16 protein-coding genes are annotated in these 17,191 nt (G+C 47.1%); 8 read left to right on the top strand and 8 right to left on the bottom strand.

Going from position 1 to position 17,191, the window contains the following annotated elements; translation table 11 throughout:
* Positions 1–3: 3 nt before the first annotated feature.
* The 4 genes from AB4Z08_RS16655 to AB4Z08_RS16670 are packed head-to-tail and all read right to left on the bottom strand — an operon-like array spanning position 4 to position 6,878.
* Positions 4–861 carry a hypothetical protein gene (locus tag AB4Z08_RS16655; protein ID WP_441574892.1) on the bottom strand — a complete coding sequence of 286 codons (858 nt, stop codon included), beginning with the start codon at positions 859–861 and terminating at the stop codon, positions 4–6.
* 11 nt (positions 862–872) lie between these two features.
* A complete protein-coding gene (locus AB4Z08_RS16660) occupies positions 873–1,994 on the bottom strand; it encodes an HNH endonuclease (protein WP_441574893.1) in 1,122 nt (373 codons plus the stop codon).
* A 3-nt stretch (positions 1,995–1,997) separates the two neighbouring features.
* Positions 1,998–5,336, bottom strand: a complete 3,339-nt coding sequence (locus AB4Z08_RS16665; protein WP_441574894.1) for a hypothetical protein — start codon at positions 5,334–5,336, stop codon at positions 1,998–2,000.
* Positions 5,337–5,345: 9 nt separating this feature from the next.
* Positions 5,346–6,878, bottom strand: coding sequence for a hypothetical protein (locus AB4Z08_RS16670; RefSeq protein ID WP_441574895.1), 1,533 nt, complete (start codon positions 6,876–6,878; stop codon positions 5,346–5,348).
* 352 nt (positions 6,879–7,230) lie between these two features.
* On the opposite strand from AB4Z08_RS16670, the gene AB4Z08_RS16675 reads away from it, so the two are divergent.
* Entirely contained in the window at positions 7,231–7,677 is a 447-nt protein-coding gene (locus AB4Z08_RS16675) for a YybH family protein (protein ID WP_441574896.1), read from the top strand.
* A 90-nt stretch (positions 7,678–7,767) separates the two neighbouring features.
* Here the strand turns inward: AB4Z08_RS16675 and AB4Z08_RS16680 are convergent, their stop codons facing one another.
* From AB4Z08_RS16680 to AB4Z08_RS16690, 3 genes are all read right to left on the bottom strand, one after another.
* A complete protein-coding gene (locus tag AB4Z08_RS16680) occupies positions 7,768–8,151 on the bottom strand; it encodes a nuclear transport factor 2 family protein (protein WP_441574897.1) in 384 nt (127 codons plus the stop codon).
* A gap of 29 nt (positions 8,152–8,180) precedes the next feature.
* Positions 8,181–9,086, bottom strand: coding sequence for an aldo/keto reductase (locus tag AB4Z08_RS16685; RefSeq protein WP_441574898.1), 906 nt, complete (start codon positions 9,084–9,086; stop codon positions 8,181–8,183).
* A 171-nt stretch (positions 9,087–9,257) separates the two neighbouring features.
* A complete protein-coding gene (locus AB4Z08_RS16690; protein WP_441574899.1) occupies positions 9,258–10,001 on the bottom strand; it encodes a hypothetical protein in 744 nt (247 codons plus the stop codon).
* A 497-nt stretch (positions 10,002–10,498) separates the two neighbouring features.
* On the opposite strand from AB4Z08_RS16690, the gene AB4Z08_RS16695 reads away from it, so the two are divergent.
* From AB4Z08_RS16695 to AB4Z08_RS16725, 7 genes are all read left to right on the top strand, one after another.
* Positions 10,499–10,675 (top strand): hypothetical protein, encoded by a 177-nt coding sequence (locus AB4Z08_RS16695; RefSeq protein WP_441574900.1) that lies wholly within the window; start codon positions 10,499–10,501, stop codon positions 10,673–10,675.
* Positions 10,676–10,711: 36 nt separating this feature from the next.
* A complete protein-coding gene (locus AB4Z08_RS16700) occupies positions 10,712–10,900 on the top strand; it encodes a hypothetical protein (RefSeq protein ID WP_441574901.1) in 189 nt (62 codons plus the stop codon).
* 91 nt (positions 10,901–10,991) lie between these two features.
* Positions 10,992–11,966 (top strand): grasp-with-spasm system ATP-grasp peptide maturase, encoded by a 975-nt coding sequence (gwsG, locus tag AB4Z08_RS16705; RefSeq protein WP_441574902.1) that lies wholly within the window; start codon positions 10,992–10,994, stop codon positions 11,964–11,966.
* Positions 11,944–12,123, top strand: a complete 180-nt coding sequence (locus AB4Z08_RS16710; RefSeq protein WP_441574903.1) for a hypothetical protein — start codon at positions 11,944–11,946, stop codon at positions 12,121–12,123. The genes gwsG and AB4Z08_RS16710 overlap by 23 nt, the downstream gene beginning before the upstream one ends.
* A gap of 2 nt (positions 12,124–12,125) precedes the next feature.
* Positions 12,126–13,196 (top strand): grasp-with-spasm system SPASM domain peptide maturase, encoded by a 1,071-nt coding sequence (gene gwsS, locus AB4Z08_RS16715; protein WP_441574904.1) that lies wholly within the window; start codon positions 12,126–12,128, stop codon positions 13,194–13,196.
* A gap of 1 nt (position 13,197) precedes the next feature.
* Entirely contained in the window at positions 13,198–15,405 is a 2,208-nt protein-coding gene (locus AB4Z08_RS16720) for a peptidase domain-containing ABC transporter (RefSeq protein ID WP_441574905.1), read from the top strand.
* Positions 15,395–16,696 (top strand): HlyD family secretion protein, encoded by a 1,302-nt coding sequence (locus tag AB4Z08_RS16725; protein WP_441574906.1) that lies wholly within the window; start codon positions 15,395–15,397, stop codon positions 16,694–16,696. Before AB4Z08_RS16720 ends, AB4Z08_RS16725 begins: the two co-directional genes overlap by 11 nt.
* A 126-nt stretch (positions 16,697–16,822) precedes the next feature.
* On the opposite strand, the gene AB4Z08_RS16730 is transcribed toward AB4Z08_RS16725, so the two are convergent.
* Entirely contained in the window at positions 16,823–17,188 is a 366-nt protein-coding gene (locus AB4Z08_RS16730) for a hypothetical protein (protein WP_441574907.1), read from the bottom strand.
* Positions 17,189–17,191 lie beyond the last annotated feature (3 nt).

Below are 17,191 nucleotides of genomic sequence, written 5' to 3' on the forward strand. Positions count from 1 at the left end.
TGTTTATTCTGCAATGAATAAACGGTTGTTTTCATTTCTCGTTCCTGGGAAAAGATGTGCAGTACTCAATAATACGGATTGTGTAAGTGCCACATCGTTTGTTTGCTGGTGTAGTACTGTCATCCATACCGACCAATTACCTGAGTACCAGGCCGTCATGGCAATCTGGTCTACCAGCATCTGTCGGAGTACGGAGTGGTTTTCAGATTTATTGGGAATACTATCCATACCCCGTAATCCCTCCACTGCATGTATGGCATCGTGCCAGGCTTTGGTACGTTTGAACATCCGGTTATCGGCATGTTGCAGATGTACGGTCTCGGGTATACGTAATTCATTGGTAGCAGCATCGTAATATTCCAGCTTCATATTTAGCTGGAAATGGTTGACGGTGTTGAAAGCTTTTTCATACAGCGCCTGTGGTGCTGCAGGATTGGCTACCACAAATACCAGTTCCGTCTCCTTTTCAAGTATTATGTCATCATCCGTATTAACCACCATATATTTTACCGGTCGCAGTTCGTAGTGCAGGGGACTGTTGTAGAGATTAAAGGACAGGTCTCTGTCGGGCCACAGCAGCGCATCCGCACTTAATGTATTGAGTTCGGGTACACGGATATTGCTGCGGCAGTCGTTGCAGATCAGCAACAGATCATCCCACATGGATATGTCCGCACTTCCAGGCCAGGCGGCAGCATACCGCAGGTGTTCCACATGATAGCCGCTGAGCGGCATTTCACAGTAGGAGCAGTAGTTGCCGATGGTATCTATCAGTGCATTTGTAACAGCGCCGGTTTCAACTGGTCCGTTCTGCTGTTGTAACTGCTGTATATGAGGAGATATTTTATTGACTGGTCTCATGGGTTTTCTTTTTAGGGCATATTGGCAGCGTTGGTGCCGGGAAAATAGAATTGCGGACGTGTAGGGTCTGCGGTTTCTGTTTTGAACGAAGTATATACTGAATTCTGTACGGTTGGAGGGGATTTCTGATAAAAGACGTATGCCCAAATGCTGTAGTAGCCGGCTGCCTGCACGGTAGAAAGAATCTGGTTTACCATGTAATCATATTCCGCTGAACCGGGCTGAAACCCTGATAATCTGAACATCGAGAGCAGGGCATTCATCCACGCCACCGTTCTGTTGGTAACACGCCTGTCTGAGTAATTATCCGCTTCGGTAAAATTGAGGTTGACAATGCTGATGAAGTTGTCTTCCCGAAGCCCCTGAACCAGCGCGTCGACAGATTCAAACCTTACCGCCACCGTTACCTCCTGTCCGTTTTTATATCCCGGGAGTATGGCCTGTACGGTATTGTTTTCGGTATTTACTACATCATTATTGATGTTCAGTGCATATTGCAGCGGCACCTGCGCATCGGTGGTTTGGTTGTACAGGATGGGGGTAAAGCCGGTATAGGCCGCAGGACGATTGGGCCAGACTTGTCTGTCATACCCGCCATTGCCTACCTCCACCATGTTGGGAGCCGGAATTCCCTGTCTGTTTATTGCCCAGCTTCTACAGACGGTAAAAGTGGGCTTTGAGCCTTTGTAGGAATTACACATCGGGCATGCCAGGAAGAAGTTCATATAATTCAACATCAATCCCGGAAATTCAGCCTTGGGAAGCCGGTGTTCTACCGCCAGGGATGAATCCTGCACGGGCATACCACAGTAATTACAGTACTGTCCGTAGTTTTCAATCAACGACCCACGGGCATTTCCGTAATTTACGTTATCATTCTTGCTAAAATAATTGATCAGGGAAATAACCAGCCCCTGGTTCAACTGGCTTAAATTGCTCCAGTTGTCTGCACCACGATTGGTAAATGTAAGTGTTTGCAGCAGGTCCAAAACCCGCTGCGTACGGTAAGTGGTTTTTCCCAGGACAGGATTGATGCCATTAGCCGCCAGTCCACTCCGTATAGCCTGCGTGTTGGTCCGCATATTCAGTGGGATCTGGTACGTTGGATTAGCCGTGAAAGAAACAGGTCTCATTGTTTATAAGTTTATATATGCACCATACCATCCCAGGGAGCCGGGTTGTTCCTGATCACCGAGCAATACGAGGTTTACATTCCCCGCAGGCGGCAGTTTCAGTCCAAACAAACTCAAAGAGAGGTTTATCAGAAATAAATTATAACTCACTTTATCGCCGTCATGTACCACCTTCTTCAGCTGGAAAGGTCCGGCAGACAGCTTCAGTACATTTTGGATGCTGAAAGTATTACCACCACCACCGGAACCGGGCAGTTGCAGGAAGATGCCTACATTAGTCGTGCCGGCGCCAGGGCTCCATGCCAGCAGTAACTGCGGTATAAATCCTTTTTGGCTGGCCAATGCACCGGGGCCGCCCCAATGCACATCGAAGTTGATAGCATACCAGGAGTCCTGCAAACCGGCGGTAGTGAAATTAACCGGAGGTACTACCTGCAGGTAGTTCAGTTTTTTGGGTGTATTATCCCCGCTGCCCTGCAGGATGTCGTTCGGACTTATCGGGAATGCTGCGGCAAAACTTTTGTCGCGCACGGTACTGAGCGATTGATCAAATGCGGTATTGGCAGTGTTTAGGGAGATAGACAGTCCACTGGTTGCGTTCAGCTTTGTGTCCAGTTTGAAACTTACGTCCAATGCAAGATTAGAGAAGTATAACCCTCGCGCGGGCAGCAGTTCCTGGCCTTTGGCCGCRCCGAAAGAAAAGCAATCAAAATTTTCCAGGTCACGGAAATTGAGATAACCATAGAAAGTGAATTTGGAAGTCACCAGCTCTGTGGTGGGAACTGCTTTTTCCGGAACGGAATTTACCGTCTGAAACTGCGCTTTTACAAAGTCCGTATAATTCAATACTTCACTGGTCAGGAAATACTGATAGGAAAGGCCCTTACGGGTCAGGAAAGTATAGGTCCGGTGGCCGTCATGGTTTTCATAATGGCCATCAAAGATCATGGAGTAGTTGGCAGGCGGCTGTGTATCATCTGCCTTGGTGCCTGGTGGATTCAGCGATGCGGCTTCTTCAAACCACTTACGGGCTGTGAGTTCCAGTTTGCTGTCGAAATTGGTGATGATGGTATTGGCAAAAATAATCTGGAGAAAGAGCACCTTATAGCTGTATGTGGCATCCTGCATACTGTTGTTGGTATCACTGACAATTTGCGTATTGCCGTTGCCGTTATTGCCGCTGCTTTGTTGTACCCGTTTATAGGAAGGATCTGTATAGTTGATCAGCCCGAACATATTACTGCGTTTTATCGCAATTGGTTTGTCCAGGTTTTGGGCATCCTGTGTAACAAAATTTACCTGTACACCTACATGATGTGCGTAAAAGCGTTTAAGGTCCATGGCGCCCAGCAGTCCGCGGAGGTCCTTCGGGAAGTTGCCCAGGTTGATGTCTACCTTTAGCGCCAGAATGCCATACCATTGAGGGTCTTGAATGATGTTCAGGAAATTGGCGTACTGCGGTTCGTCCTGTTGCGACTGTGCGTCAATACAGTAATTCAGTAACCATGTTTGAATGCCCTGCAGCTGGTTATTATCGTAGTTGAATGATATTGGATCTGTCCAGGCAGTAAGATCTGCGATCAGGTCAAATAGTGCGCCGGGGCGGAATTTCAGGATCAGGATATTGCGTTGGTCCGGATCATTTGCGGGATTGCGTGCAGGTATGTTGATATTGAATTGCCAGCCTTCTATGGAAAGAGCATTCTCAAAGGTGCCAATATTTTTATTGTCGGAAATAACGAGGAAAAGATTATTTGTCTGTAATGCATTCCGCAGTGGTGCCGGCAGGTTTACGAACCGCAGGTCCGTAGCTATCTCCGTGTTATGTGCCAGCAGCACTTCCTGCCAGTTTAAACCTGCGATGGTAGCCAGCAATCCTTGCGGGGTGGTGGTTACAACGGAAGGTGCATCCGCATCGGAAAGCTTGGGAAGCGGCATTGCATCCATCTGCTTTTTTCGTGCAGGGGCTATTAGTCTGGTTTCAAAAGGAGCAATTTTGTCTGGAGAAAAAGGAGCTCCTTTTGAGGCACCGAGGCCTGCATATGGTACCAGCGGGAAACTCAGTGCAGCAGTGCCTTCAACGGGCAACTGTGCAGTGGCATTATAGAAAGCATCCAGCAGGCCGGCTGTGTTGGAAGACTGATATAAGCTGGCCACGGTAGGTGCGGCGGCGTATATCACCGGTGTATGACTGTCTCTTGTTTTAATAAAGGCCCAGGATACGGTGTAGGTGGTATCCAGTTCTTCACTGCTAAGTCCTGCGCTGGCATAAGCCGCATTACCCGGATAAAAAATGATCTGATCACCGGAGGTAAAGGAAATAGCTTCCGTGCCGGCAAGTCCGGGTAATAGCTGGCAGGCAGCGGCACTTTCCTGTTGTATACCAAGCGTAAATGCGCCTTTGGGCGCCAGGTAGTAAGCGGTTGGTGTTGCCGGATCGGCATATGTCTGAAACACGAGTTGTGCCGGTGAAGGGCCTGTAGTAACAGGTTGCAGGGAAATGGGCTGCCCGTATATCGTACGCAGATAAGACAGCATGGCGCCATCGCCTCCCGGAACAATCTGGAACCGGTCGTCCGTGCCGGCAATTTTTTCCAGTCCGAAGGAAATGCCGGTGAATGTAAGATAGGAGCGGGAGTCGTCCAGTGGATGGAGTGGGTCCCAGTGTACATTAAACTGCCAGTAGGTTGTTTGCGTGGGTGCAAACAGCGGATAGTACTGGCTACACAGATTGCCGGTATCCATGTCCGTCATGCTGTACCGGAAGCCGGCGGACCAGCCGGTATATTCGGCAGCAGAGAAGTCGTTGATCATTACCTGACCGGTAAGTACACCAGCCATATCACCACTAACGGCAATGGATATACTTTTTTCGACAGCCGTAGTTTGTGCGCCGGTTACGTTGGGGTATCCGGCCTGAAGATGGCCATCGGCATTGAGGAGGAGCGGCGCATCGCGGAAAAGAGGGAACTGGTAAGTGCCGAAGCCCAGCTGTACTTCTTCCTGCACCAGGATGCCATTGTCTGTCGTCTTTGCCTGGAGTACACTTTGCAGACCGGAGTTCTGATCCGTATTCATCCACCAGCCTGCACCTGTATGGGTTGGTTGTTTGAGAGCAGTGGTGGCAGACAGCTGTTTTTCCAGTGCTGTCAGCAGATCTGTTTTCGTATGGTCGATCGGGTTATACAGAAAGATGTAATATCCTTTGTATTTACTCCAGCTGTCTTCCAGGGAAAGCTGCGCCGGCTTTTCCGTGCCGGGCAGGTAATAGCAATAGCTGATCTGGTCCGGAACCGGGTCGGGAAGATACAGGTTGCTGTCTGGCTGAAAGGGGGTGTACATGTTATGATATTAACGGCTAATAAAGAATAGCTTCAACAGCTGCATGACGGGCGAGTCCTGTCCTTTCCGGAGAATGTTTGCGGAGAGGGCGTCCATAAAGGAGGAGTCCATTGTGTAGGCAGGATCAACGGTAGGAAAAGGATCGCCGATATTTTCCTGTAGGAATGTATTCATCTTTCCAGGTCCACCCATGGCCTCATCGAGGATGCTGAGCGCAGCAGGATCCTCATGGAGTGGCATCGTTCGTAGTTTGAAAAACTGATCGAAGACGGTAATAAGGGATGGAAGATTACCTGCCTGGCAGCCCGGTGTTTTCAGGCAGGTATAGTATTTAATAAGCAGTTGGTAGATGTAATAATCGAAGCTTTCGTACCTGTTCATGAACTGCACATTCGTAGAAGCATCTGTATCCAGGATACCACGTTTGAGGAAGTGAGGTACGCCTTTTACCAGGATGGTATGGACCTGGTAACGCCAGGCGCCCATCCATAGAATGCTATAGGATACTCTGTAGAGCATCAGGTCGCGGGCATATTGTTCTTCTGCCAGATCACCCAGTGTAAAGTTGCCGCTACCACCTCCCGAAGGTCCGGTGGGGCCACGTAGTCCCGTTACACCCTGTACCCCGGTGAAGCCTTGTGCGCCTGTTGAACCTGTACCGCTTAACCCCGTTGTACCTTGTACACCGGTGAAGCCCTGCGCACCAGTTGAACCGTTAAACCCCGTTGTACCTTGTACACCGGTGAAGCCCTGCGCGCCAGTTGAACCATTCAGCCCCGTTGTACCTTGTACACCGGTGAAGCCCTGTGCGCCTGTTGCACCGTTCAACCCCGTTGTACCTTGTACGCCGGTGAAGCCCTGTGCGCCAGTTGAACCGTTGAACCCCGTTGTACCTTGTACGCCGGTGAAGCCCTGTGCGCCTGTTGAACCGTTCAACCCCGTTGTACCTTGTACGCCGGTGAAGCCCTGTGCGCCAGTTGAACCGTTCAACCCCGTTGTACCTTGTACGCCGGTGAAGCCCTGTGCGCCTGTTGAACCGTTCAACCCCGTAGTACCTTGTACGCCGGTGAAGCCCTGTGCGCCTGTTGAACCGTTCAACCCCGTTGTACCTTGTACGCCGGTGAAGCCCTGAACACCAGTTACGCCCTGTAGGCCTGTAACTCCCTGAATACCTGTGAAGCCTTGTACCCCCGTGGCACCTACACCCGTCATACCTTGTACGCCAGTGGTGCCTTGTACACCGGTGAGGCCCCGTGGACCTTCCGGCCCGGTCAGACCATTCATGATGGCATAACTCCAGGTATTGCCCGGATAACCGGTAACACCCTGTACGCCGGTAACGCCCTGAATGCCGGTGGCTCCCTGTACGCCAGTGGCACCAAGCAGCCCGGTAACACCCATAATTCCGGTAGGACCCCGGTCCCCCTGTTTGCCCGGTTCACCTTGTATGCCGGTAACTCCTTGTGGGCCAGTGGGGCCTGGTGCTCCTGTAGGGCCTGTCGGGCCTGTAATACCCGTGGAATCTGTTAGTGGTAGTGTCATAGATAAAATGAGGGTTTCATGAGGGAGTTAATTTATCCTTGAGGGATAGATAAATCAATTTTATAGAAGTTAAGTTAAGCAAATTTCAATTTATCTAACCATGAAATATGTCTTGTGAGTAAAGGTGACTGTGAAGTGTTGTTTTTATCCGGTGAACGCTTTTTGATGTGGCTGATAATGACAAGGGAGTTATTACCAGTCAGACGGGGGAGCCGGCTGTGAAAATGCCGCAGTAAATAATAAATTACCGGTAGTAACCCTGTTTTTACCGGTGTTAGGTAGAGACTCACCTAAATGTACTGTCCAACGAAAAGATGGCCTGCTAACTTTGTTTCAGATTAAAAAATAAACCATGGACAACCAGGCAAGCATCGAGGCTATACAAAGAGCCAACCTTGAAATTTGCAACTCCTTTGAAACATTGGATTTCAGGGCCGCAAGCCGCTATCTGACTGAAGACTGCGACTATATCGCCTTTAATGGAACACATCTGAAAGGCAGAGAGGAATACATACGGGTACATGAAGAACTGATGAATAATTTCATGTTCAGAGGAGCAAAACTGGAAGGAGAAATTAAACAGGTACGTTTTTTAAATGAAACAACAGCCGTTGTTATTGCCACAGGGGCCATCCGTTTTCGCTGGCAGAAACAGGCGCCGGAAAGCCGTCAATCCATTAACACAACGGTATGGGTTAGTGATGCTGCGGGCGACTGGCAGCTTACAGCTTTTCACAATTGCAGGGTAAAAAAAATCGGACGATTTGCCAGTTGGTTACTTAAGCTGGGAAAGAAATAATACAATCATCCCTCTATTATATATCACCACCAAAAGCCGCATAAATCACGCTATTTATGTGGCTTTCTTTAGTTGAATTTCGATTATGCACTAAGCGCCTGATTGAACCCATTGACTTCGCCATGCCGGCGCCTCGAAGGGATCTGCGAAATATTGTGTCTCGTGTATAACCTTCCCGTTGCGGAATTCCATTATACTCACGGTGAATGCCGATTGCCCCTGGTAGTTGATAGTGTATTCTGTAATCCAGAGGTCACCTGCTCCAACAATCCGCCTCACATGGAATCCGGAAGGCTTACCAGGATGATGGCTCCGCAACGCCTGCAAATTGTGCCGTCCGGAAATTCGCTCTCCTGACTGGGGATAATCACAGATAACATCGTCATCATAAATATCGTGTTCGGCGTTTACATCGCCGGCTGCCGATGCGCGCCAGTGTGTATTCAGGGCTTCGCGTATTTGTTCTTCTTCCATAGACAGCATTGGTTGTTTGGTTTTTCCGTTCAATTAACGCGTGCAATGAAGCCCGGCACGCCTGTCTTCACCACTTCGTTGAATCGCTGCCTGGTTTGAATGCGATTGATTTCATCAAATGCGTCTTCCGGGAGGGGAGAGATATCAAAATTTTCTCTCGCCCGTGCGGCAGTTCTGGGTGTGGTCAGCAAAGCTGTGCCACGCTGGATCGCCCAGGCCAGCAGCACCTGCGCTGGTGTTTTTCCAACCCGTGCGGCAATCGATAAAATGACCGAATCTTCGAGCGGCCCGGGTTTTATTCCGTGCCCCAGTGGTGCAAATGCTAAAAACACTATATCCTTTTCCCTACAGAACTCCAGCAACTCCGTTTCCGGCAGATACGGATGTGATTCGACCTGGATTACGGCGGGTTTGATTCTCGCTGATTCATAGAGAGGCAACAGTTCGTTCAGGCTGATGTCAGATAATCCGATAGCCCTGCATTTACCACCGTCCACCAGGCGCTCCATTGCCTTCCAGGTGTCCGACAAAGTTACGTTACGATCGTAAATGACCTGCCCGTTTTGATCCCGCGGATCCTGCTCGTCTCCCGGTTGAAATGCAAACGGTGTGTGAATGAGATAGAGATCCAGATAGTCCAGCCCAAGTCTGTTCAAGCTCGCCTCGAAGGCAGGTTCAACGCGGTGGGGCCGATGGTTTGTGTTCCACAACTTTGTAGTGACGAAAATGTCTTCGCGGGCAATACCTCCGGCGGCAAGTCCAGCCTGCAATGCTTCACCTACCTGGCACTCGTTTCGGTATCGTTCTGCACAATCGAAGTGCCGAAATCCTGCTTCCAGCGCGTTCCGGGTAGCAGTGATCGTTTCGGCTGCATCAGGAATCAGGGTGCCAAACCCGAGCAGCGGCATATGGATGGTATTATTTGTTGTCGTCATTTTTGATATATTTTCTAAATCACCCAACAAAGTACGGCAGGAAATTTCAGGAGAGGGTGTGACCTACATCACATTTTTAATGCTGATTTTACAGATCTCAGGGACGTTGTAAAAAAAACCGGTTGCTCTCTGCCAGGGAGCAACCGGTTCTTGAAAAAATTGTGAAGCAGATTAGAAATTGGTGGTGAGGTAACTTTTACAGTTAGGATCCAGCGAACCAAGTGTAGCCGAATTGTACGGAGGTCTGTTGGTGTTACAGTAATTAGCTTCCGATGAAACCGCCAGATATTCTGCCTGATTACTCAGCACATAAGCGGAGGAAGGATAAATACCTGCGTAGTAGGCATCACTGTAAAGGTTGTAAATAGTAGAATTGTTAAATCCACCAGAAACCCACCGGTCATGCAGATAGTGGAATAATTCGTGAAAGATAACATTACCCGGACCTGTATGTACACTACGGTAAGTAGCAAAATTTACAATGTATACGTTACCGTTAGTGTAAAACAAATCACCACTACCGGGGCTGGAGTATACATTGATAGGGGCGCCGGTCATGCGTGATTTGGTGGTACTGGTAATGGTGGTGTTGTAGAGCTGGTCAATTTCTCCATTTACCAAAGCTTTGATGTCATTAGGAACACTACCTGAATAGTTAATTGTAAAAGAACGGTAACTGGCAGCTGCTACCGCACCCGAGGCTTCACCACGGGCATTTTTGTTCTTGTTAAAAAAATCGATCACCTTTTGTCTTTCGGGCGTGATAGTAAGGTGATCTTCTACGGGTTGTACCGCTACAGTGTTTTCCGGTGCTACAGGACCTTTGCTCAGGTTTTCTTTTTTACAGCTTGTAATGGTAACAATTGCTAACAGCAGGGCGAGGGTTGAGTTAACATGGATTTTGGTGCGTTTCATAAAATAGTAATGAGGGTTTAAAACTCGCCCAAATATATATTTATTCCTACTAAATCTATGGCATGGGTATATTATATTTTTTTAAAAACGGGAGAAATATAATATTCCTGTAACCGTTGCTGCTATTGGGTTACAGTGTATAGGTTTTTTCTCTGCGGTAGCAGGTAAAGTGTGTTGAAAATACATGATGTGCAGAAGATATCTTTCATAAGAAGGAAACCTCTGTTATAAATAAGACTTGAAAAGTGTATTATCAGGTTCGGCTTCAGCATTAGGATCAGAAAGCGTGATGCATTTTTTAAATGATAACACGCTTTTTACTTTAGCAAATTACTGACGGGTATTTAATAGCTCCATTTCTCAAACGTAGATTACCTGCCACTGCAATTATTTCGCAAAGTACTACGAATATGGATTGCAACCATCCAAATATGCTTTCAGCATCGGAAGAATTACGCCTGCCGCCTAATTTTGAATCAGAATTTAAATCAAATCACATGAAACAGTTAGAAAAATTGGTTACCAAAAAGGTAGCAACTCCGGAAACTGTAAAAGGCGGCAGATACGCATTTTTACCTGAGTTTTCTGTAGACGATCAGGAAGTAACCACGGAAAATTATGCTTCGTGGAATGGTCAGCATTGGGTAACCGATACCCGTAAAGACCCTAAGTAATCACCCCAAACGTAAACCTTTAAAAAATTAAAAACTATGGAAAAGCTGACAAAACTGAATGCAAAAAAAGTAGAGTCTTTGGAAACAATCAAAGGTGGCAGAGCTGCCTCTATCTCCAACGATTTTTCTGACGCCGGCGAAAGCTGTGGCACCACTGTTCACACGCCTACACATTATTCAGGCCCGGATGTTTACCTGTGTGACCACAGACCCGATGGTAAATAATAAATATCATCTTCGGCCATTGTTGTGACCGAAACCCCAGGACTGCCGGCTATTGCCGGCAGTCCTTACTACCAGTAATCAACTATATACCATGCCCAAGCAAATCCTCATATTAAGTCAATCGCACCTGGAAGGCACCACTGACCATGTTTGCCAGTGGTTGAATCATTTGCGGATACCCTATCTGCGGGTGAATGGGGAAGACTTATTCCATATTCAACACCTGAGCGATCTGCCCGGCAATACTGAAATAGCGACCGTTTGGTACCGGAGGAAGGTTAGCGGATTTCCTGCAAAATACAGTCTTAAGCAGGAAGACTTTCCTACACAATATACCCTGAAACGATTTCTGGTGGATGAGTTCAACGGGCTTTATTCATTGCTGTTTTATACCATCGACCGGCAGAAGTGGTTGAATGATCCTGTCTCAGAAGATAACCTGAACAAATTACACGTATTGCACCTTGCCAGCAAATGCGGCATCGATACACCCTTTACAGATGTGGTGACGTCCAAAGCCGCCATTATACACCTGCTTGAAAGCCACCCGGAACTGATTGTAAAACCTGTCAGTGAATGCATTTTCCTGGAAGACACCGAAGGAGGGCAATACAAGATGCTTACCAAAACCATTAACAAAGCCAATCTGCACCAGGTACCTGAAAAATTCTTCCCCTCCCTGATACAGGAAAAAATTATCAAGAAGTTTGAGATACGTACTTTTTACCTGGATGGCGAGTGCCATTCTATGGCTATTTTTTCCCAGAATAACCGGAAGACAAAAGAAGATTTCCGGAACTACGACAACCAGCGGCCCAACAGAACAGTGCCCTACAAACTCCCGGCTGATCTGGAACTTAAGCTGGATCAGTTGATGAAATCACTGTGCTTCAAGACCGGCTCCATTGACCTGATGGTAGACATACAGGGGAACTATCATTTCCTCGAAATTAACCCGGTAGGCCAGTTCGGCATGGTGTCTTATCCCTGCAACTATTACCTGGAAAAGAAATTGGCACAATGGCTCCATAAAAATAGCTCCCATGAAAAAGAAATTTATCAGTAACCTGAAGGAGAAGAAAGGTCTTCCGTTGTCGCTGTATTTCCTGGAAAAAGATCAGCAGCAGACAACCAGGTCCATCCTCAAATTTGAAAAAGCCCCGAAAATAAAGTCCGAAGGGTTCGAGCTTTTTAATTTCTATAAAGTGATTTCCAAATTCTGATGATGCAATACTTTAATCTATATGCAAACTGCCGGCTCGTGAAGGGAGCCCGTATGTCGCTACTCTGCGATCTGCAGATGCGCAAATTTTACCATATCCCCAACGATACCGCCGATGTGCTCATTTTTTTGCAGCAACATTCCATTGAAGAATGTATGACGCATTACGGGGAAGATAACCGGGAGGCCATTACCGGTTACATTGATTTCCTGATCAGCAAAGAACTGGGGTTTACAGATCATCAGCTGCTGCAGGAACTGATACCGCTGGACCTCAGCTGGGACCGGTACTCGGATATTACCAACGTCATCATTGAGTACAATGAAGAAATCAACTACACCGCGACTTTTTTCCGTCAGCTGTTCGACCTGCATGTACAAGGGCTGGAGATCAGGTGTTACGGGAAAACGGCATTAGGTAAGATCCGGGAATTGCTGGAGATATTTAACGGCACCACGCTGAGATTCATCAAACTGGTGCTGCTATATGATGATGCGCTGGAGTTGCGGACACTGGATAAACTCGTGAAACAATACCCGCGGGTAAAGTCGCTGCTGATACATTCCTCACCGACTGATAAGGCGGAAAAAATATTCGATGGTTCCGTGCCGGTAGTATTCTTCAGCAATAAGATCAATTCCTGCCTGGCCTGTGGTGAAATCCGCACGAACTATTTCACTTCAAACATGGAGTTGTTCACGGAGAGCCAGCATTATAACACCTGCCTGAACAGAAAACTGAGTATAGATCTGAATGGATATATCAGGAACTGTCCTTCCATGCGGGAACACTTCGGGCATGTCAAAGAAACATCGTTACAGGAAGTGTTGGATAATGAAGCGTTTCACCGGTATGGAAAAATCCGTAAAGACGAAATAGCGGTTTGTAAAGACTGTGAGTTCAGACATGTATGCACTGATTGCAGGGCTTACCTGGAAGATCCACAGGATATTTATTCCAGGCCACTTAAATGCGGCTACGATCCGTACACCAATCATTGGGAGGAATGGGCAGACAATCCTTTGAAGCATGCCGCCATCGCCTTGTATGGGCTGGAAGAGACAATCAATTAATATGAAGCTGAAAGCATTCCCTTTTTATATGCAGCCGGACGGGAAGGATTGTGGACCTACCTGTATAAAGATCATCAGTAAGCATTACGGCAGATTAATAGATATTCAGACCATCCGGTCGCTGGCAGAAACCACGCGGGAGGGAAGTTCTTTGCTGGGATTGTCTGCTGCAGCCGAGGGGTTGGGTTATAAATCGCTGGCGGTTAAAATAGATTTCATTACCCTGATGGAAGAGGCGCCATTGCCCTGCATTTGTCATTGGGGGCAACAACATTTCGTTGTTGTTTACAAGATAAAAAAAACCGGTGGACAAACATTCGTGTATGTTTCTGATCCTGCCTACGGGTTGCTGAAATATACCCAACAGGAGTTCATCGATGGTTGGGCAGGGCGGGGTAAGCAGGAGCGGGATGAGGAAGGAATTGCCCTCTTGCTGGACCCTACCCCTGCATTTAATGAAGCTGATGCAGCAGCACCACGTAGCAGGAAGGATTTCTCTTTCCTGTTCAGTTATTTTTTCAGGTACAAAAAACTGATTGCGCAGCTGGCAATCGGCCTCTTTGCCGGCAGCCTGTTGTCACTTATCTTTCCCTTTCTTACGCAAAGCATAGTAGACATAGGTATTCAGAATCATGATCTGAACTTTATTTACCTGGTGCTGCTGGCACAGGTGATGTTGTTTTTAGGTAGGATGGGAATAGAGATCGTACGTAGCTGGATTTTGTTGCATCTCTCCAGCCGGATCAATATTTCTATTGTATCTGACTTCTTCATAAAACTCATGAAACTGCCTATCAGCTATTTTGATACCCGCATGACCGGCGATATTATGCAGCGTATCAATGATCACCAGCGGATAGAACAATTGCTGACCAATTCCTCGCTGAATACCCTGTTCTCCCTGGTGAACCTGGTTATTTTCAGCGTGGTACTGCTGTTGTATGATTACCGGTTATTCCTGATCTACCTGTTGGGTGCCTGCTTGTCGGTAGGATGGATATCTTTTTTCCTTAAGAAGAGAAAAGAACTGGACTATAAACGTTTTTCGCAGGTATCGCAGGAGCAGAGTAAGGTGATTGAGCTGGTGAATGGCATGCAGGAAATTAAAATGCACAATGCAGAAAAACAGATGCGCTGGGGCTGGGAGTTTATGCAGGTGAAACTGTTTAAGATCCAGATCAGGTCATTATCACTGGAACAGTGGCAAACAGTGGGCTCAAATTTCATCAACCAGATGAAAGACATCTTTGTCAGTTTTCTGGCGGCAAAGCTGGTACTCGATGGCAACCTTACATTGGGGATGATGCTGGCAGTGCAGTATATCATTGGCCAGCTGAATGGTCCGCTGGTACAGCTGATGGACTTTGTCAAACAAATGCAGGATGCAAAAATATCGCTGGAAAGGCTGGGGGAGATCCATGACAAGGAAGATGAAGAGCCCGCCGATATACAGACAGTGGTGGAAATACCAGAACAGGATATCGCGCTGAATAATGTTTCCTTCAGGTACGTAGGCGCAGGTGCACCCGTGTTTGAGCAGCTTAGCCTGCGCATACCTTATCGCAAAACTACTGCCATCGTAGGCGCCAGCGGCAGTGGTAAAACCACGCTGCTGAAACTGCTGATGAAATTTTACGAGCCCGGTGAAGGGGAGATTAAAATTGGAAATGTGCAGCTGCAGCATATTTCAGCGCGGTACTGGCGGGATCAATGTGGAGTGGTGATGCAGGAAGGATACGTATTTAATGATACCATCGCAAAAAATATTGCGATAGGGATAGACGATATTAACCGGCAACAGCTCAGGAAGGCCGTGGGTGTAGCGTGTATCAGGGATTTTGTGGAAAGTTTGCCACTAAGCTATAATTCAAAGATCGGCAATGAAGGCATTGGCATCAGTGGAGGACAGAAGCAGCGGCTCTTTATTGCCAGGGCAGTATATAAATCACCGGAGTATATATTTTTTGATGAGGCCACCAGCGCGCTGGACGCCAATACAGAGAAGGCGATCATGGGCAACCTCGAACAGTTCTTAAAAGGAAAAACAGCAGTGATCATCGCCCACCGTTTGTCAACCGTTAAAAATGCAGATAAGATCATTGTACTGGATAAAGGAAAAGTAGTGGAAGAAGGAAGTCATGATGAACTGGTATCACTCAGGAAAGAGTATTACAGACTCGTAAAAAATCAGTTGGAACTTGGAAACTAAAAAAGATATACTAGACACTATTCAACTGCATTCGGAAGGTGTGCAGGATATTCTTACGCAACCACCGCATTGGATGGTTCGCTGGGGCAATACTACTATATTGCTGATACTTCTACTCATTTTACTGATGAGTTGCCTGATAAAGTATCCGGAGTTTGTTCCTTCCACGGTGATCATTTCATCCCGGAACCCGCCGGAGAAGCTGGAAGCCAGAATTAATACCAAAGTAGAGGAAATATTTGTGGCAGACCATCAGGCTGTTTCCCGGGGCCAGGTACTCATGGTATTACAATCTACAGCGGACTACCGGGATGTGATCCGCCTGAGAAGCATCGTTGATTCGCTGGGTAACAAAGGGCTGGTGTATTTTCCTCTCAGTGAAGTAGCGGGATTTAAACTGGGAGAGATCCAGGGAGATTATAACGCCTTTGCCAAAGCGCTGACAGACGAGCAACTGTATGCCAGGCTGCAACCCTATTCCCCGGACTATGCGGCGGCAAACAAGAGCCTGGCCGAGTCACGCAACAGGATACATACCCTGCAACAACAAAAGAGCCTGGAGGAAACAAAGTATGAACTTTCTAAAAGGGAGTTCGACAGGTACCAGGAACTTTTTAAAGAAAAAGTAGTATCCGCAGCAGAATTGAGCCAGGAAAGAATGAAGTTTCTACAGGCAGGACAGAACCTGGAAAGCATCAATATTACGATATCGCAGTTGCAGGAAGGTATACTCAGTATTGAAAAGACCAGGAGTGGTGCTACCATCAATGCGGAGAAAGACAAGATCAATTTAAGTTCGCAAACCGGACAACTTTTCGAGCAGCTGAGAAAATCACTCAACGCCTGGGAACAGAACTACCTGCTCACCTCTTCTGTGGCTGGTGTGGTGGGCTTTCAGCAGTTCATTGGCAAGAACCAGTTCGTGAAGACAGGAGATATACTGTTGTCTGTTATGCCGGATGATAAAGATATCCTCATCGGCGGACTGAGGGTACCCGCCACCAATTCAGGCAAGGTAAAGGAGGGACAAAAAGTGCTGTTGAAACTGGATAACTACCCTTACCAGGAATTTGGTATGGTGGAAGGTCGGGTAAAGAATATTGCCAATGCGCCCGATAAAGATGGTAATTATTATGTGAATATTATTCTTCCTAATGGTCTTCAGACATCCTTTCACAAAACGCTTCCTTTTGATAAGGAACTGAAAGGCAATGCAGAGGTAGTTACACAGGACCTGCGGCTGATCGAAAGATTCTTTTACCAGCTCAGAAGACTGTTGCGGTATGAGTAACGGGTAATATCGCTTACATAATAAAAACCTTGCAGCATATGGCGCTGCAAGGTTTTTTGTTTTTGGTGGTAACATGGCGGAATAAATGAAAGGGCCGTATTGTATTTTTCTGATCAGTATACTTGCTTACAATAATTTGTTCTTTTTCTCTACCCATTTGCTGTTGATTTTTTCAAGCACATCGTCAAATTTTTTCTGCTCTTCGATGGGTAGTGAATCTTTAAATGACAACGCCTGCAGTAGCCAGTCTGAAAAAGAAGCGCTCAGCCTGGCGTCTGCACCCTTATCTTTTTTCTCAACAGCAAAAGCCATTTCATTGTATAAGGGCTCCATTTTTTTAAGGTGGTTATTCAACTCCTGGTTGCTGAACGTTTCCAGCGTTAGCCCTGCTTCGGAAAAGTAGTTTTTGGAAGGTGCGCTATCTCCACAGGCTGAAAATAGTATAGTGGCTATTACAGCCACCGACAAAAGGATTGTTTTGATTGTTTTCATATT

Source organism: Chitinophaga sp. RAB17, from assembly GCF_052114225.1.
Classification (GTDB): Bacteria; Bacteroidota; Bacteroidia; order Chitinophagales; family Chitinophagaceae; genus Chitinophaga.

Coding starts and splice junctions, on each gene's coding strand:
- AB4Z08_RS16655 (WP_441574892.1), bottom strand. CDS start 861: ATGAGACCAGTCAATAAAATATCTCCTCATATACAGCAGTTACAACAG.
- AB4Z08_RS16660 (WP_441574893.1), bottom strand. CDS start 1,994: ATGAGACCTGTTTCTTTCACGGCTAATCCAACGTACCAGATCCCACTG.
- AB4Z08_RS16670 (WP_441574895.1), bottom strand. CDS start 6,878: ATGACACTACCACTAACAGATTCCACGGGTATTACAGGCCCGACAGGC.
- AB4Z08_RS16675 (WP_441574896.1), top strand. CDS start 7,231: ATGGACAACCAGGCAAGCATCGAGGCTATACAAAGAGCCAACCTTGAA.
- AB4Z08_RS16680 (WP_441574897.1), bottom strand. CDS start 8,151: ATGGAAGAAGAACAAATACGCGAAGCCCTGAATACACACTGGCGCGCA.
- AB4Z08_RS16685 (WP_441574898.1), bottom strand. CDS start 9,086: ATGACGACAACAAATAATACCATCCATATGCCGCTGCTCGGGTTTGGC.
- AB4Z08_RS16690 (WP_441574899.1), bottom strand. CDS start 10,001: ATGAAACGCACCAAAATCCATGTTAACTCAACCCTCGCCCTGCTGTTA.
- AB4Z08_RS16695 (WP_441574900.1), top strand. CDS start 10,499: ATGAAACAGTTAGAAAAATTGGTTACCAAAAAGGTAGCAACTCCGGAA.
- AB4Z08_RS16700 (WP_441574901.1), top strand. CDS start 10,712: ATGGAAAAGCTGACAAAACTGAATGCAAAAAAAGTAGAGTCTTTGGAA.
- gwsG (WP_441574902.1), top strand. CDS start 10,992: ATGCCCAAGCAAATCCTCATATTAAGTCAATCGCACCTGGAAGGCACC.
- AB4Z08_RS16710 (WP_441574903.1), top strand. CDS start 11,944: ATGAAAAAGAAATTTATCAGTAACCTGAAGGAGAAGAAAGGTCTTCCG.
- gwsS (WP_441574904.1), top strand. CDS start 12,126: ATGCAATACTTTAATCTATATGCAAACTGCCGGCTCGTGAAGGGAGCC.
- AB4Z08_RS16720 (WP_441574905.1), top strand. CDS start 13,198: ATGAAGCTGAAAGCATTCCCTTTTTATATGCAGCCGGACGGGAAGGAT.
- AB4Z08_RS16730 (WP_441574907.1), bottom strand. CDS start 17,188: ATGAAAACAATCAAAACAATCCTTTTGTCGGTGGCTGTAATAGCCACT.